We start from the raw sequence: 17,513 nt of genomic DNA, 5'->3' as shown, positions 1-17,513 counted from the left end.
CAATTATTCCCGGCCAGGATTCTATTTCATTACCTTGTGTTGCTCCTATAGGGAATATTTATTTGGTGAAATTAAAGACAATATAATGATTTTAAACGATTTTGGCAGGATTGCCTATGATGAATGGATTCAATCCGCAATCATCCGTTCCGAAATTGAATTGGATGAATTTGTTGTTATGCCCAATCATTTTCATGCGATCGTTTTGATACGTGATGATGGTCGATATGACGATGGTCGACGTAGGGGCGACCGGCCGGTCGCCCCAACCAATTCGGAAAATCCGGTCGCCCCAACCAATTCGGAAAATCCGGTCGCCCCAACCAATTCGGAAAATCCGGTCGCCCCAACCAATTCGGAAAATCCGGTCGCCCCAACCAATTCGGAAAATCCGGTCGCCCCCACAGATTGGGCACAAAACCAATTGGGCGACCCACCGGTCGCCCCTACAAGACCGACGGGACCTAAATCGAAATCCATTGGTTCGTTGATGGCGGGTTATAAATCATCTGTGACGAAAAAAATTAATCAATTACGGCATAAACCTGGCGAACCGGTTTGGCAGCGCAATTATTTCGAACATATTATCAGGGATGAAAAATCCCTTGCGCAGATTCGACAATACATCCTTGACAATCCAGAAAATTGGGGCAAGGATGAATTTTATCGTTAAGTAATTTTTAACGTGATTTTGTCTTATATTTGGCCTTAAGTGAAATCAGGCCAACAATGATGAAGAACTTCCCATTGAAATATTTTGCCTTATGGCTCTGGCAAAAGAAAGAAGCCCTGATTTGGATTGTAGCCCTGATCTTTCTGGCCTTCAGCAACCCGGCTGTTCATCACTATACCCTTTGTCCGCTAGATAACCTTGGAATTTCTTATTGCCCGGGTTGCGGGTTGGGACGCTCGATCGGATATTTCTTCCGCTTAGATATAGAATCTTCATTCCTTGCCCATCCATTGGGAATTCCGGCTGTTTTTCTTTTGGTTTACAGGTCGCTTAAAATCTTGATTAAACCTTCTGCATTGAATTTATCAACCACTTAAATTATTTATTATGGCAAATTTTTTCCAATTTCTTCCAGAGCTCCAGGGCCGTGAATTGATGTTCGTTCAGGGCCTGACCAAGGATTATACCGAGGCTCAATTGATGAACTTCGCTAACATATACCGCAGCAGGAGAAGGGATCCACAGATCATTCTCCTGACTACCCTGCTGGGATTTGTTGGTTTTGCCGGCGTTCAGCGGTTTCTCATCAACCAGATCGGTATGGGTATTCTTTACCTGTTTACGGCTGGCCTGTGTTTTATCGGAACGATCATTGACCTGATCAATTACCAGGACCTTGCCATGGAGTATAACATGCGCATGGCCAACGAGGTTGCTATGCTGGTCAAAGGAATGTAATAATTCAGGGAGTCTTTAAATCTTCATCGCTCCGATCAGTTCCGTCACGGATTTCACGCCATGACGAGTCATGTAATTTTCTATGCCGTCCAGAATTTTAATGGAAACGGCCGGATCAATGTAATTGGCCGTACCAACCTGAATTGCGCTGGAGCCGGCAAGGATAAACTCTATCGCATCCATTGCATTCATAATTCCTCCCATTCCTATAACGGGGACTTTTACAGCTCTGTATACATCCCAGACCATTCGCAGAGCAATGGGTTTTATAGCAGGTCCCGATAACCCCCCGGTGATGGTGCCCAGGATAGGCCTGCGGGTTTCGGCATTAATGGCCATTCCAAGGAAAGTATTGACCAACGACACCGAATCGGCACCGGCATCTTCTACAATCCTTGCCATTTCAGCGATATCGGTCACATTCGGTGAAAGTTTGACGATCAGGGTACCGTTGAAAACATCACGGACAGCCCGGGTAGCTTCCTTTGCTGATTTAGGATTGATACCGAACGCCATGCCGCCGGCTTTCACATTCGGACAGGATATGTTCAGTTCAATGGCTTTTATCCCTTTCAGTCCGTTTAATTTCGAAGCCACGGTAACATAGTCCTCTATAGTGGAACCATTCACATTAGGGATGATGTGGGTATCAAAATTACGTATCCGTGGATAAATTGTATCAATAAAGTAATCTACCCCTTTATTTTGCAAACCGACAGAATTAAGCATGCCGGAAGCGGTTTCAGCCATCCGGGGGTAAGGATTGCCTTCCCGGTTCTCCAGTGTGATCCCTTTCACAAAGATGGCAGCCAGACGGTTCACATCCATGAAATCGATGAACTCCTCGCCATAGCCGTAAGTCCCTGAAGCGGTAGTCACCGGGTTCTTCAGTTCCAGCTTGTGTATTTTTACTTTGAGGTTTACCATTTCAGATCTTTGATATTAAAAACAGGGCCTTCCGTGCAAACACACTTATTTCCATTAATTGTCGGGACGATGCAGCAAAGGCAAGCGCCAAAACCGCAAGCCATTGTGTTTTCCAGCGATGCTTCACAAGGAATATTTCTTTCAGTGGCAATCTTTCCTATCGCCTTCATCATCGGCTCCGGGCCGCAGGTGACGATAAGATCAAAAGGAAGTTTTTTATTGCTGAAAAGGCTGTGTTGGGTAACCAGGCCTTTTTCTCCCAGTGAACCATCCTCCGTGGTGATCAATACATTCCCCAAGGTTTTGAACTGGTCTGTCAATACAATTTCATCTGCCGACCTTGCCCCGAAAAGAAAGGTGATCTCAGTCCTGTTATTTTGTAATTCTTTGCCATAAAGGATGAAAGGTGCAATACCCGATCCGCCGGCGACTGATAAAACCCGGCCTGAAACCGGCTTCGAAAAGGAATTTCCGAGAGGATAAATCACACTTAATTTATCGCCTTTACGGGTTTCACCAAGTAATCGTGTCCCTTCACCTATGACTTTGACAAAAAAACTAAGCGTATTGGAGGCTGGATTTACATCGTATATCGAAAAAGGCCGCCGGAGAAAAACTTTCGGAGAATTCGAGATCTCTATTTCTGCGAAATTCCCGGGTTGGATTATTGGCAGAGGATTGGGAGCTTCAAGTTCGATAATAAACGAACTATAATTCAGCCATTTGTGATTAACAACGATAAAATCCCCGACTCTTTTCATTCGGTTAATTCCGCAGCTGGTGCGTCAGTTTCATTTGTTTCATTAGTCTCAGAAGCCTCAGGTTCCTCTTCCCTGAACTCCAACATCTCTTTTTCCAGAAGCAAATTATACCAGGCCAGGGTTTTCTTTATATCAGAGACATATACCCTTTCCTGGTCATACGCAGGGATGGTCTCAAGGAAGAAACTTTTAAGGGTCTTGCTATCGGCTGTCGGATCCAGGCCTGGTTTTCCTTCGAGTTTATCAAAAATTTTCCTGAAAACTTCCTTCAGGGGCATATCATCCTCACCGGCAATGAAAATGCTGATCTCTTCCAGCGTGCTTACTCTTTCATGGGCAAAAACGGGGAACCTTTTTTCATCGACCAGGGATTCTACTATAAATCCCGCCTTAGTTTGTGATAACATCTTGTAAAGGCCTGGTTTGCCTGATATGGCTAAAATTTTACTGAGTTCCATCTTGGATATTTTGGACAAAATTACGAATTTCCGTCAACCGTGCTGTCATCCCTAAGGAACTTAATGGAATTATTCCAAATATTTTCTTCCATTCTGTCGTCCTTATGTTAATTTCTATAATTATCTCTTGGTTTTAATTATTATTCATAACTTTAGACTTTTGAGATTATTAACCAAAGATCTTGTTCATTATGAAAAAATTTGCTTTCGTAAGTGAAATTTCCGCATGTCTGATCATTCTTGCCGTAATAATGTTCAGCTACAGAGTCCAATCACAAATTATCATGATTGAAAGTACGTTTACTCAAGACGGAGAGTTTTACCCTTTTTTCTCTGTAGATAATATTACTGGCCTTTCTCTGAATGCTGATGTTGAGTTGAATAGTGACACCAGTTTGGTCAGAATTGTGCTAAAAACAGCTGATAGCATTGAGTATTTGGTTTATGAGGCTTATCCACTCATTGTTGAAATGACAGATTTTGAAATACATGATGCTTGCGATGAAACTTGCTTTTTAGATGAAGTCAAACCTGTTTCTTGTAAAGTATTGCTTATAGATGCTTCAATAAAAATACATTCTTTAAAATATTCCACTGATTTGGTTGAAAATCTTTCGTCCTTGCAATTAAAGCGAAAACTGGAAAATGACACAGTTAAGTCTGAAACAATGAATAAAAAGATCGTTGATTTTAACATGTACTGGCAAAGTGGGGTGTCTTCAATCGTTCAATTGATGTATAATGAAAAGAAGGAGTCATATGGAGAAAAATACAATTTTCGCGGATGGGATTATTATCAGGGAGGAGTATTTGAACTTCTCGGACACCGAAATTATATCCCTGAATCGACCTCATTAACGAAATCATTTGACTGGAGATCCAGGCATGGTGCTAATTGTCCTCTTTCTGTTTATTATTATGATGGTGATGAACTTGGTTCCGGATGGATGACGGATGTGAGGGCCCAATTTTCATGCGGTGCTTGCTGGGCATTTTCAGCTAATGGTGCTGTTGAATCTATGTTTAATCTGTATAATAACAGCCATCTTGATTTTTCTTTATCTGTAAAAGAATTTTTATGCTTTAATCCACCGGTAGGAGATTGTGAAGGTGGTTTAAATTACGAGGCTATTCATCATCTTATGAATTTTGGTGTGCCAACTGAATATTGTTTTAAATACATGCAACCACCACCACCAAGTTGTAACGGCAGGTGTGATCACGTGGATACTATTTATAAAATCAATTCGTATGAAGAAATAAATTTTACAGGTAATGACGTTGTAAAAACCGCACTAATTCAAATAAGGACCTTTGAGTGTTGCTTTACCGGATTTAGGGCATGCGGTGGTCCTGAATGGGTACACATTTGAAAATGACCAAACTATATGGATTATAAAGAACAGTTGGGGACCAGCATGGGGGAATTATGGATTTGGTTATCTTGAAGATTATCCAAATATTATGAATAATATTTTCGCAATTCATACGCCTAAGTTATATGTAAACGGTGTTTTAAAGGATTTAACATCTGAACCGCATGATTATGACGGAGATGGTTATTGTAATTGGGGACTCGGTCCTGTCCCTTTAAATCATCCGGAGTGTACGAATCGTCCTCAGGATTGTGATGATTCAAATCCCTATATTGGACCTTATGATGAAGAATTTAATTGTACCTGTCTGTTAACATTTGATCCTGAAGTAGAATATATCGACCACGAAGGTCACTGGGATTCACCTATCTCAATAGATCATATTGTCGATATTGTAAGCGGGTGGAGTCTCGAGATTACTTCAACTGCTTATTTTGGACCAGGTGCAAAAATAATAATAGAACCCGGAGCCATCTTAATTATTGATGGTGGAAGGTTAACAAAAGCTTGTAATGAGCTTTGGGAAGGCATTGAAGTTTGTGGAAATCCTGAGTTACGGCAAACATATGCAGATCAGGGAGTGGTAGAAATAAAAAATGGTGGAACGATTGAATTTGCAAAAACAGCAATAATTACTGGTAGAAGGGACAATGGGATAATAATTAATGGTTATGAAGGAGGGATTATAATAGCTGAAGATGCAACATTCAAAGATAATGAATATGACATTGAAATGTTACCATATTATGACAAATGGGTCGTACCTCCCTTTGAGTTTCCAAATCGAAGCAGTTTTAGAGAATGCATTTTTATAACTGATGCAATGCTTTATGAATATTCTTACCCATCAGCTCATATCAAACTTGATGGAATACATGGCCTTCAAATTTTCGCAAGTGAATTTAAAAATGATGTGGGCTTTGAAAAATGGACTGTTAATAATTTAGGAATTGGTATATCATCTTTTAACAGTACTTTTTCCCTCAATCAATTATGTTCCATACCGATCAATCCTTGTCCTGAAGAATACTTAATACCTTGCAGATTCGAGGGTTTGAATTATGGTATTAGGGCATTTAATTGGTTGAATAATAATTGTTTATCTATTAATAAAGTCAATTTCGTAAATAATGTTGTCGGAATTTACCTTTCATCTGTAAATAATGCGGAAATAATTAGAAATGTATTTTATTGTGTTTCTAATATTGAGGAGGATTACAATGGGAATTTTATCGGAGGTATATATCTTGACGGGTGCACAGGTTATAAAATTGAAGAAAATTCAATACTTGGTCCACTAAATAATTATCATCTAAGTGGTGATGCCAGTATTGGAATTTATATAAGAAATTCGGGGGAGAATGATAATGAAATATACAATAATACTATCCATAGCCAACATATTGCTATTCAAGCTGAAGGGATAAATAAAGGAGAAAGAACCGGCCTATGTCTTAAGTGTAATAAATTGATTGAAAATGCAAATGATTTCGTTGTAACTCCTGATCAGCGAATTCAATCACTTAGCTGGGGAATAAAAGAGCTTCAAGGTTCTTTTGAAAATCTGCCTGATGCTCCTGCAGGCAATGAATTTAGAGAATTTACCGCAGATGGAGAAAACAATAATGGTTATTTAAAGAATTGGAATTATTATAATGATGGTGATCATTTATTGTATATTCACCACACTTCACCTCCTTACAAATATAGGCCTGGAGATAATAATTATTATAACGATAATACTTTTCGTAGATGGCGAACAACTGTTGATTACGAAGAAAATCTTTCATGTCCGTCACATATTCAGGATCCAATCTATAAAGATTTATATGACCCACGTCATTCTATGGAAACAGCCGGTGTTCAAGCTGATTTTTATCAAACACTTCTTGACACTCTTGTTGATGGTGGAAACACATATTCCTTGAATCAGGATGTACTGACGGGATTCCCTGATGAAGCGCTTGAATTGAGGCAACGACTTATGAATGAGTCGCCTTATCTTTCTGATACAGTAATTAAATCGGCTATTTATAAAGAAAATGTTTTACCAAACGCAATGATCCGGGATATCATGGTGCTTAATCCACAGACTGCAAAATCAGATGAATTTATTAATTTATTGGATTACAGGATGGTGCCGATGTCTGATACTATGATGGGTGAGATTATGCAAGGGCAAAACATACTTGGCTCTAAAGAAATGCTTGAATCGCATCTCAGTTATTGGAATGAAAAGAAGGCATCCGCCAGAAATGACCTTATACGATTGTGGCTCTCTGATACGACTATAAATCATCCCTTTGATAGCCTTATTTCATTGTATCAAAACGAAAATGAAATTGATGCTAAATACAATCTGGCCTCTTGCTATTTAAATAAAAATCAAATAATCCAGGCAATAGCTACTTTACAGCAAATACCCACTGGATTTCAACTTACGCAAGAGAAAGAGGAGATTTATGAAGATTATCTGGCTTATTATGATGTATTAAAAAAGATGAACGATAGCTCACGTACTATATACGAATTGGATTCCATCAGTATAACTGAATTGTTGAAGATAATGGATCATGGTTATCCACAAGTTAGCGGCTATGCACGGGGTATGTTGGTGAATGGCGATTATATAGATTTCTTTGAAGATGTGGCACCTGCTAATGGTTATAAATCATCGAAAATTCCTGCAACCGCATATACCAATCAAAATAATGTTAAAAATGACAACTTTAAATTATTCCCAAATCCCGCAATAGATTATGTTATAGCTGATTTTAACACAGTTGCATTCATCGATTACGGAGAAATTGTAATCATTGATTTGAATGGAAAAATTTGTAAAAAAATCAATCTGATGAAACATCAGGATCAAATTGTCATCAGCCTTGAAAATTTAACTTCCGGAGCATATACTGTTTTGCTTCAGGTTGATAATAAAATAATTGCCAGCAAAAAACTCGTAAAAGTCAATGAATGATGAATCCGATGAAAAACTTTTTAATTCTTTTAAATCACCGAATACCATTTATTAAGTGTCTGATATTTTTTACAACATCCGTTTTTTATTTGATAAACCCCTGTTCAGGTCAGGTTTGGCACAGAGTCTATAATTATGATTACCATGTATATGTTAAAAACGTGCAAGAAGCTTATGATAAAGGTTATCTTTTAGGTGGTTCTCATTTACTGAATGTCAATACTTTTCACTTCGGATTGATCATTAAGACAGATATTAATGGAAATAAGCTCTGGGAAAAAAGGTATGGTGATGTCGATGAGAGCACCTACTTCACCCATATGGAAAAAACTTCCGATGGAGGAGCAATTTTTTCCGGAGCAACTACTGATAATGATGTCAATTATAATCCGTTGTTTTTGAAAGTCAATGCCTGTTTTATAGTCGAGTGGTGCAAAATCATAGCATCGTATAGCTATAACGTAGGTTCATACGTAAAGGTATTGCCGGATGGCTCTTATCTCGGTATGATGCGGTATTATAACTACAACGGCGAGGAAATTCGTATAAGCCTGATCAAGTTAGATGCAACAGGTGAGCCAGTCTGGATAAAATACCTTGTCCGGGAAGATACGACGATTAATAATGCGGAAGGTTACCACCTGCTTGTGACTTCCGATACTAATTTCCTGGTTTCCGGAGATGATGGCGGCCCAACGCCGTTGTTTGTATTAACGGATTCTGCCGGCGCGCAAGATTGGGAGCTAAAATGGGGAGGAGAACAATACATTTGGGGCGGAGCCTTTTGTTCTGTTGAAAAAGAAAATGGCATCTTTTATTCTGCAGGAACAAGGATATGTGAGAACGGCCCGCCCGGGCCTGCCATCTTTAAATTCAACAGCGCCGGGGAACAATTGGATGATTTTTGCCTACTTGGCGATACGATTTATTATGGTTGGGCGCTTCCAATAAGCGTTTACAATGATTCGACACTTTTAGTCGGCATAGAATGGGAAAATTATACTTATGATGAAGGATTTAGCGAGGTATTCATGATCGATACTGTTGGCACAATTAAGTACAGAAGGCTATTGCTCGATGAAAAAAGAGCTCCCGATGATATTATTAATACCTTCGACGGTAAAATACTTGTTGGTGGCACTTATGCTACCTCGGATTCCTGGGATATTCATTTATTCAAACTGAATGACAATTTGGAGGATGATACATTATATCCCTATCCTTTGAATTACGACACATTATGTTCTTACCAGATACCATCGGATACCATAGGACTGAATTGCGGGGTATTTGTCAATATTGATGAGATCCCAACGAAGGAGGAACATGAATCCACAATAAAAATTTCCCCGAATCCAGCCCGGGAATGGATTACAATAAGTTTGCCTCTAATAGTATCACCTGAAATATCCGAATTCAGAATCTATGACATCTTTGGCCGTGAAGTCCTGAAAAACAGAATTGGTCCAGGAAACAAGACGCTTTCCCTGGATATTTCTAATTTGTCTCCGGGATTTTACATGATTATTTGCATGGGGTTAGATAAGAGAATCCTGAAAGGCAAATTTGTCGTGGCGAAGTAGGAAGCAAGCTGCACTGTTGTCAAAAGTCAATACTTATCGGAACTTAAAAAGCTGCGTCGTGGCAATAGTATGGTTTTTCAGGCAAAAGTCTGCAAATCAAACAACCTTTTGTAAAGCCCCCCTTTTTGAATAAGCTGTTCATGATTGCCGTTTTCAACGATCTTACCCTTTTCCAGGACGATGATCTCATCAGCGAATTTTATTGTCGACAACCGGTGGGCAATGACAATTGAAGTGCGGTCCTTCATCACTTTTAAAAGCGCATCCTGAACCTGTCTCTCCGATTCGGAATCAAGAGCGGAAGTAGCTTCGTCGAGGATCAGGATGGGAGGGTTCCTGAGTATGGCACGTGCAATGCTGAGGCGCTGCCGTTGCCCTCCTGACAGCTTTGCTCCGCGATCACCGATATTGGTTTCATAGCCTTCTTCCATTGCCATAATGAACTCATGTGCATTGGCCACTTTCGCAGCTTCGATAACTGCTTCATTGGTTACGCCGGGTTTTCCGAAGACAATGTTGTTATATACAGAGTCATTGAAAAGGATCGATTCCTGGGTAACGATAGCCATGAGTGACCGGAGGTCATCAATACGGTAATCCCGGATGTCGGTGCCGTCAAGCAGGATTTCACCACCAACAGTATCGTAAAAGCGGGGTAAAAGGTCGACGAAGGTAGTTTTACCACCCCCGGAAGGCCCAACAAGGGCTATGATTTTTCCCTTTGGGATCACTACACTGATATGGCTGAGCACCTCTTCGGCCTGATAGCTGAAAGAAACGTCCCTGTATTCAATTTCTTTCCTGAAATTGTCAATACGCACAGGATTTGGCTTTTCCATGATAATCTCTTCAGCATCAAGTATTTCAAAGACTCTTTCGGCTGAAGCAATACCTTTCTGAATGCTGTAATATCCTGTAGTAAAGGTTTTTGCCGGGGGGATAATCTGTGAGAAGATGAGGATGTAAGTGATGAAAACCGCCGCTGAAATGGTGCTAGAGTCGCCCAACACCAAACGGCCACCATACCAAAGCACGATAATGATTATTACTGAAGAAAGGAATTCGCTCATTGGGGATGACAAATCACGTGTACGAAAAATCTTTACCATCAACCTTGAATAAGTCCTGTTCAGATCTTTGAACCGTGCATCTGAAAATCCGATGGCAGTGAAAGCTTTGATGATCCGCAACCCGCCAATGGTTTCCTCAACTACCGAGAGAAGTCCTGAAAAACGTGCCTGCCCGACTTTGGATTCTTTCCTGAGGTTCCTTCCGATTACACCTATCACATATCCAGTCATTGGTAAAAGGATGGTGACGAAAAAAGTCAACTCAGGGCTCATTATCATCATTGTCACATAATAGGCAATGATCGTAATCGGGTCGCGGAAAATGATCTCCAGGTAATTCATGATTGAAACGTCAATCTCCTGAACATCAGTAGTGATCCGTGACATAATATCCCCTTTTTTTCGCTGATTAAAATATGATAAAGGAAGGATGAGGATTTTATGGTAGATTTCGTTACGGATATCCATGACGGCTTTTACCCTGACTTTCGCAAGAAAGAACATGGCCAGGAACCGGAAAAGGTTACGGAAAAAGAAGGTGGAGAGCAGGAATACGCATATAAAGATCAAGGCCTCGACTTTCCCATTTTCAATAATGGTCTTACTGATAAAATAATTTAAATACTCAATAAATGATTCTGCATTAAAATGGAAAACCGGCTTGATCATGACCAGTTCTTCTTTCCCGAAAAGAAGGTTCAGGAAAGGGATCAGCATGACAAATGATACCAGCGAAAATACAATAACCAGGATATTGGAGATGACATTAAGCATGGCATGCACCCAGTATGGTCTTATGTAGGCAAGTATCCTTAGAAATTTCTTCATTCTATAGTATTTCCATTATCATATAATGTCGATGCCGGTATAATTCTCAGGTGTGATACTTTTTAATTCCGTTTTGACTTTTTGAGAAATTTTCAGGCCGTCTATAAAATCATGAAGAGTTTGTTTATCAATCTTTTTATTGGTGCGGGTAAGTGTTTTCAGCGATTCGTAAGGATCAGGATAATTTTCCCTGCGGAGGATGGTTTGTATTGCCTCAGCAATGACGGCCCAGTTATCCTGAAGGTCGCTGCGTATCTTATCCTGATTCAGGATCACTTTATCCATCCCTTTAATGAGTGATTTAATTGCGATCATAGTGTGGGCAACAGGAACCCCGATATTACGGATCACCGTGGAGTCTGTAAGATCCCTTTGCAGCCGGGAAATGGGCAGTTTTTCAGAAAGATGCCCGAATACGGCATTGGCCATTCCAAAGTTCCCCTCGGCATTTTCGAAATCGATGGGATTTATCTTATGGGGCATGGCTGAAGACCCGACTTCTCCTGCAGCGATTTTTTGTTTGAAGTAATCCATGGATATGTAAGTCCACATATCGCGGCAAAGATCGATCATTATTGTATTGATCCGTCTCAGATTATCAAACAGGGCTGCCAGGTTATCATAATGTTCGATCTGGGTCGTCACTTTTTGCCGTGAAAGTCCCAGAGAACAACTGACGAACTGATCGCCGAATTCTGCCCAGTCGATATCAGGATATGCTACCTTGTGGGCGTTGAAATTGCCGGTAGCCCCGCCGAATTTGGCACCGAAGGGGATGGTCTTCAGCAGGCTTAGCTGGCTTTTAATGCGGTCAACAAAAACATAGAGTTCTTTGCCGAGCCGGGTGGGCGAGGCCGGCTGGCCATGTGTCCGGGCAAGCATCGGTATATCTTTCCATTCTTTGGCTTTCCGCGTAAGCATATCTTCCACCTCATTGATCAGCGGAAGGAGCACTTCGTGCAAAGCCAGCCTGGTGGCATAAGGTATGGCCGTGTTGTTGATGTCCTGCGATGTGAGCCCAAAATGCACAAATTCCTTATACTGCTTAAGCTTCAGCTTTTCAAAACGTTTTTTTACGTAATATTCCACTGCCTTGACATCGTGATTCGTGGTTTTCTCGACCTGCTTGACCTCTTCGGCATCTTCAAAAGTGAAATTCCTGCTGATCGACCGAAGTTCCTCGAAAAGGCTCTTGTCGAATTCTTTCAGCTGTGGCAAAGGTATCTCACAAAGCGCTATAAAATATTCGATCTCAACGAAAACGCGATAGTTAATATAAGCCGCTTCGGAAAAATAAAATGCCAAAGGCTCGGTTTGCTTGCGATACCTGCCATCGACCGGCGAGATGGCATTGGATGTCGTTAATTCCATTGGTTCGGTTTTAAATAATTCAATGGGTAAATTTATATACAAACGATCCGAAATGTCAATTATTTACAAATTTTTTTGAAAATATTTTTTAAACTCTTCAGAATATTGCAGATTTTACTTTTACCCTATCCACATACCCCTCTTCTGTCAGCAGTGGAGAGGTATGTCCGGATTTGAAAAATGTGCTTTTGTAAGTATAAGATAATTAATTAATTAAAAATTAGGGGGTAAAATTAGGTTATTAGAAAACTATCCTGTACTTTTGTATCTAAACCGGCATCATATAAAGTAGTTTTTAGAGGTGCCCTCAGTCCATTCGCCGAAATCAATCACCAATTAAAATTTAAATATTATGAAAATGAAAAATCTGATGAAGCTGCAAACTTTGTTGCTTATGTTGATTGTTAGTTCAGTCATGATCCTTGGATCATGCAAAGACGATGAAGAAATCATCGAGGGAGACAAAACCGCTCTCAATGCATTAATTACAGAGGCTGAAGCGCTTGCAGATGCCGCAACCACCGCTGATTACCCACAAACAGCCATTGATAATTTCAAGACTGTTCTACAGACAGTGAAAACTGCTTCTGCTGATAAACTTACACAGGTACAAATCAATAACCTGGTTACACAGTTAACCGAAGCCATAGCCACTTTTAACTCACAGGCTTATGGTTTTATCGACGAGTCCCTGTATCTGAATGCCGGCTGGCACTTCGATGAAGGAACCGGAACTACTGCCACAGCTTACTCTACCGTTAAACACGTAGGAACCTTTTTCCCGGGAAATGCAGTAATTCTTGGCGCTGATGCCATGTCGCCCAGCTGGGTTGCAGGCGTAAAAGGTGGAAACGCTGTTTATCTGAATAAAGGAGCTCACCTCGAAGTTCCTTATACAACCGCCTTCCTGCCTGTTAACATATCCATCGCAGTCTGGGTTAAGCCTATTGAACTGTATGAGCACAACTATATCATTTCACAAAACTACTGGAACGGATATAAACTGCAGACTCAGGGCGGAGGAAAACCATTCTTTACTTACAAAAAGGTAGATGGCGGAATTATTGATGCCGATAATGAAACGGATAACTCTATTCAAGTCGATCAGTGGAATCATATTGTGATTACGGTGAACGGAACAGCCAAGGAACTGAAGTTCTACGTTAATGGTACACTTACCAAAACCTGGACAGAGGCCGACAAAGGCATAGGACCTCTTACACAAATCCTTACCGCTCCCGACCCCCAGCCGTTTATTATTGGTTGTGTGGCAACAGATGCAGAACTTGCCGCCAATTTCATGGAATGGACAACAGCCGATAACCTTGGCTACTTCAAAGGTGCCATTGACGAGCTGAAAATCTATAACATTGCATTGGTTGAAGGACAGATTATGAAACTTTACAACGACGAAAAGCCATAATTGTTTGGTTTGGTTTAATTGTTAATGTGTGTTAAGGGGTAAGGCTCAATGTTTCCTGCATAGTGATTGGCGGGAAATTGAGCCTTCCCTTTTTTCAACTGAACTGTTTATTAGTTGATCTTGTTTCTTCTAATTTCTGCCGTTCCCTTGATCTTTTAAAACCCAGCTTAAATGACCCGATTTATACTTGCACTGCAGCTATGTATCTTCACAATGCAGTCATTCCCTCAGCAGGGACAATTAAGTATTTCGCGAATTGATCAAATGCCCGATTCACCGGTACCGCTCCAAATCAGGGACTGGAATACTGTAGCTCACGATTACGACAACTATGTCTTCAACTTAAATAAAACAGGACAATATTTGCCGTTGTCACGCCTGGGCACACCGGGACAATTCAATTATACCGATAATACGCCTTTGTTTCTCGATTCTTATGTGGGTGTTGATGGCCATCTCAATCAGGCAGAAGCTATCAACATCATGCCGGCCATTGTCGGAGCCTCGCTTGCCGGCATAGATAAAAGCAACCAGAACGGGATGAACTGGGTAGCCATGGCCAAAGATTTTTTTAACCTGGAAAACGGTCAGAATGTCTATCTGAACAACTATTCAACGACTTCTGGCGACGACTGGTGGTATGATGTAATGCCCAATGTCTACTTTTATCAGTTGAGGTCATTATATCACGATGCCGCTCCTGAATTCAGCACTCAGTTTACGACTGTGGCCGACCGCTGGCTTTATTGTGTAAACCAATTGGACGGAAGTTCAACACCCTGGACATTGCCCTACATGAACTACCGGGCTTTTAACCTGGCCACCGGGCTACCGCTGACAACAGGCGTTCCGGAGCCCGAATCAGCTGGAAGTATCGCCTGGCTGCTCTATAATGCTTACCTCGAAACCGGGAGCAGAAAATATTTCGAAGGCGCCCAGCTTGCCATGGATTTTCTGACGGGTTTTGAATCAAACCCAGCCTATGAACTTCAGCTACCTTACGGGACGCTTGCTGCAGCCCGCATGAATGCTATTGAAGGCACATATTACCCCCTGCAGAAGCTGCTCGACTGGTGCTTCGACCGGGGCGCCCTCAGGGAATGGGGCTCTATAGTGGGGACATGGGGCGGTTATGATGTCTCGGGCCTGATCGGCGAAGCCAACGATGGCGGTAACGATTACGCTTTTGTAATGAATGGCTTCCAGCAGGCTGCCGCGCTGGCGCCACTCCCCAAATACGACAAGCGCTATGCCCGTGCCATTGCCAAATGGATACTGAATATAGCCAATGCCAGCCGGCTGTTTTACTGGAATGCCCTTCCTCAAACGCAACAGGATTCCTATACATGGGCTTCAGTAAACGACCCTACGGCTTGTATCCCTCATGAATCGATGAAAGAAGTATACCAGGGCAAAACCCCGTTTGCCACCGGCGATGCCATCAGTGGCGGCTGGGCGGCCACAAATCTGTCGCTATACAGCGGTTCAAGTGTGGGATATCTTGCCGCAGTGACACAAACAACCAATGTTCCTGAAATCCTTCAGATAAGCCTCAATAAAACTGATTTTTACGGAGATAATTCCCTGGTCTCTTACCTGTATTTCAACCCAACACAGGCCGTCAAACAAGTTAACGTTAATCTTCCATCAGGCACATTCGGGGTGTACGATGCCATCACCGAAATCATTCTGTATGCAGTGGCCTCAGGTTACATCCAGTTAACAGTACCGGCCGGGGAAGTAAGACTGATCAGACTTTATTCAGCGGGACAGGAACCTGAAGCCAGCGATGGCAGGCTATATGCCGGCGATGATATCCTCGACTATCATTATCAGTACGATTATTCTGAACACCTCCGTATAAAAGCTCTTTCGACGGATCAAAACCCAATTATCACAAATTCAGTGTTCACGGCATATTGCGAACCGGGAAATATCAACCCGGGCGATCAGGTGCAGTTTGATTGGTTTTGGGATGATGTGTTAATTGAGGGGCAGAATCAGTCGCAGGTGCAGCTTACTGCACCAGGCACCCCATCACAGCCTGTGCTCAAATGCAGGATAAGTGCCAATGGCCAGACCGCTGAAGATACGCTGCACCTTCAGATAGTCGAGCACATTCCCATGCCACCGGTGGTGAATGGCATACAGGCCGGTTCAAAATACACCGTTACGGGAGATCAAAACACTTTTACTGCACTTGTTGAACCGGCGCCGGGCGAAATCCTTGAATATGCCTGGAGCGCTTCAACTGGCGTCTTAAACCAAACCATAGGGAGTTTCGTCACCTGGCAAGCGCCGGAAACGCCGGTTGTGGGCACCATCACAGTGCAGGTTACCAACCAGGATATGCTTTCCACCACGGTGTCCACCGGGGCATTGGTAAAAGATACAAGCCTTTCCTTTCAATCTCCGCTGATATGGTATCCTTTTGATTCAGATAATCGCAACGCTGCTGCCGACCGGTTCCATGCCACAGTGTCCGGCGTAACCAAAACTGAAGATGCACGGGGCATGCCATCACTGGCCTATAGGTTCACCGCCGGACAAAACATCATCTATACTGATAATGATGCCGACCTGAACTTCGGTGATGCCGTGAGCCTGAGCTGCTGGGTCAAATGCGAACAACTGGGTTCAGAAAGGTTTATCATCTCTCACGGATCGTGGCAGCAGCGATATAAGCTATCTATTACTCCCGAAGGCCTGCTGCGGTGGACTGTAAAAACAAACTCCGGCATTGCAGACCTGGACGGCTCAACACCAATTGAGATGAACCATTATTACCATGTTACCGCTCTCTATACCGGCTATTCAATGGAACTTTATGTGGATGGCGTCCTGGATACCTTTAAAGCCTTTTCAGGAACCCTTCAACCCTCAACCAAACCCCTTACCATCGGCCGGATGGACAACGTGGAAACCCAGTATGCACTTCGCGGAAGCGTAGATGAAGTAAAGATATGGGACAAGGAGATTCCGGTTTCCCAGGTTGAACAGTTAAAGAACCAGTGGGCAACACCTGCCGGAATTGATGACGGTGACATGGTTGCACGCATATATCCCAATCCTGCTGAAGAATTGATTTATGTCGAATTCACCGGTTCTATCCATGCTGAACACATCTCCCTATTCACTCCGGATGGAAGGGAAGTGAAAGATTATCAGGTTAAAATGCAAAGTTCCGGGATAATGATTGAAATTCCTCAAACCTCAGTAGGATTGCACCTGCTGAGGATAATTCTGAATGATGGCCGGGTGGTAACCAGGAAAATTGTTATCCTGTAAACTGAATTCAAAGCCTGGAAACGTGACTTCAATTGCTTCA

General features: G+C 42.0%; 13 protein-coding genes. 8 read left to right on the top strand and 5 right to left on the bottom strand.

Translation table 11 applies throughout. The features are described from left to right. Positions 1-85: 85 nt before the first annotated feature. The 3 genes from M0Q51_02015 to M0Q51_02005 are packed head-to-tail and all read left to right on the top strand — an operon-like array spanning position 86 to position 1,411. Positions 86-673, top strand: coding sequence for a hypothetical protein (locus M0Q51_02015; GenBank protein MCK9398754.1), 588 nt, complete (start codon positions 86-88; stop codon positions 671-673). Positions 674-729: 56 nt separating this feature from the next. After that, positions 730-1,050, top strand: coding sequence for a DUF2752 domain-containing protein (locus tag M0Q51_02010; protein ID MCK9398753.1), 321 nt, complete (start codon positions 730-732; stop codon positions 1,048-1,050). A gap of 10 nt (positions 1,051-1,060) precedes the next feature. Further along, positions 1,061-1,411 carry a TM2 domain-containing protein gene (locus tag M0Q51_02005; protein ID MCK9398752.1) on the top strand — a complete coding sequence of 117 codons (351 nt, stop codon included), beginning with the start codon at positions 1,061-1,063 and terminating at the stop codon, positions 1,409-1,411. A gap of 15 nt (positions 1,412-1,426) precedes the next feature. Here M0Q51_02005 and M0Q51_02000 read toward each other — a convergent pair whose 3' ends face one another. The 3 genes from M0Q51_02000 to M0Q51_01990 are packed head-to-tail and all read right to left on the bottom strand — an operon-like array spanning position 1,427 to position 3,557. Next, entirely contained in the window at positions 1,427-2,338 is a 912-nt protein-coding gene (locus M0Q51_02000; protein MCK9398751.1) for a dihydroorotate dehydrogenase, read from the bottom strand. After that, positions 2,332-3,099, bottom strand: a complete 768-nt coding sequence (locus M0Q51_01995; GenBank protein ID MCK9398750.1) for a dihydroorotate dehydrogenase electron transfer subunit — start codon at positions 3,097-3,099, stop codon at positions 2,332-2,334. Before M0Q51_01995 ends, M0Q51_02000 begins: the two co-directional genes overlap by 7 nt. After that, the gene (locus tag M0Q51_01990; protein ID MCK9398749.1) at positions 3,096-3,557 is read right to left on the bottom strand and encodes a DUF5606 domain-containing protein; all 462 of its coding nucleotides are present in this window, start codon (positions 3,555-3,557) and stop codon (positions 3,096-3,098) included. Before M0Q51_01990 ends, M0Q51_01995 begins: the two co-directional genes overlap by 4 nt. 191 nt (positions 3,558-3,748) lie before the next feature. On the opposite strand from M0Q51_01990, the gene M0Q51_01985 reads away from it, so the two are divergent. From M0Q51_01985 to M0Q51_01975, 3 genes are all read left to right on the top strand, one after another. Further along, the gene (locus tag M0Q51_01985; protein ID MCK9398748.1) at positions 3,749-4,930 is read left to right on the top strand and encodes a hypothetical protein; all 1,182 of its coding nucleotides are present in this window, start codon (positions 3,749-3,751) and stop codon (positions 4,928-4,930) included. Continuing rightward, positions 4,872-7,910, top strand: coding sequence for a T9SS type A sorting domain-containing protein (locus M0Q51_01980; protein ID MCK9398747.1), 3,039 nt, complete (start codon positions 4,872-4,874; stop codon positions 7,908-7,910). Before M0Q51_01985 ends, M0Q51_01980 begins: the two co-directional genes overlap by 59 nt. 161 nt (positions 7,911-8,071) lie before the next feature. Next, on the top strand, positions 8,072-9,493 hold the full coding sequence (locus tag M0Q51_01975) for a T9SS type A sorting domain-containing protein (GenBank protein ID MCK9398746.1): 1,422 nt from the start codon (positions 8,072-8,074) through the stop codon (positions 9,491-9,493). Between the two features lie 77 nt (positions 9,494-9,570). On the opposite strand, the gene M0Q51_01970 is transcribed toward M0Q51_01975, so the two are convergent. Both M0Q51_01970 and purB read right to left on the bottom strand, forming a co-directional pair. Continuing rightward, positions 9,571-11,391 (bottom strand): ABC transporter ATP-binding protein/permease, encoded by a 1,821-nt coding sequence (locus M0Q51_01970; GenBank protein MCK9398745.1) that lies wholly within the window; start codon positions 11,389-11,391, stop codon positions 9,571-9,573. A gap of 18 nt (positions 11,392-11,409) precedes the next feature. After that, positions 11,410-12,762 (bottom strand): adenylosuccinate lyase, encoded by a 1,353-nt coding sequence (gene purB / locus M0Q51_01965; protein MCK9398744.1) that lies wholly within the window; start codon positions 12,760-12,762, stop codon positions 11,410-11,412. Positions 12,763-13,114: 352 nt separating this feature from the next. Between purB and M0Q51_01960 the strand changes: the two genes are divergently transcribed. Beyond that, complete coding sequence (locus M0Q51_01960; protein ID MCK9398743.1) at positions 13,115-14,185, top strand: LamG domain-containing protein; 1,071 nt, start codon at positions 13,115-13,117, stop codon at positions 14,183-14,185. A 171-nt stretch (positions 14,186-14,356) separates the two neighbouring features. Next, on the top strand, positions 14,357-17,473 hold the full coding sequence (locus M0Q51_01955) for a T9SS type A sorting domain-containing protein (protein ID MCK9398742.1): 3,117 nt from the start codon (positions 14,357-14,359) through the stop codon (positions 17,471-17,473). Positions 17,474-17,513: the final 40 nt, after the last annotated feature.

This window comes from Bacteroidales bacterium, from assembly GCA_023229505.1.
GTDB lineage: Bacteria > Bacteroidota > Bacteroidia > Bacteroidales > JAGOPY01 > JAGOPY01.
This window is presented reverse-complemented; position numbering and strand designations above follow the sequence as displayed.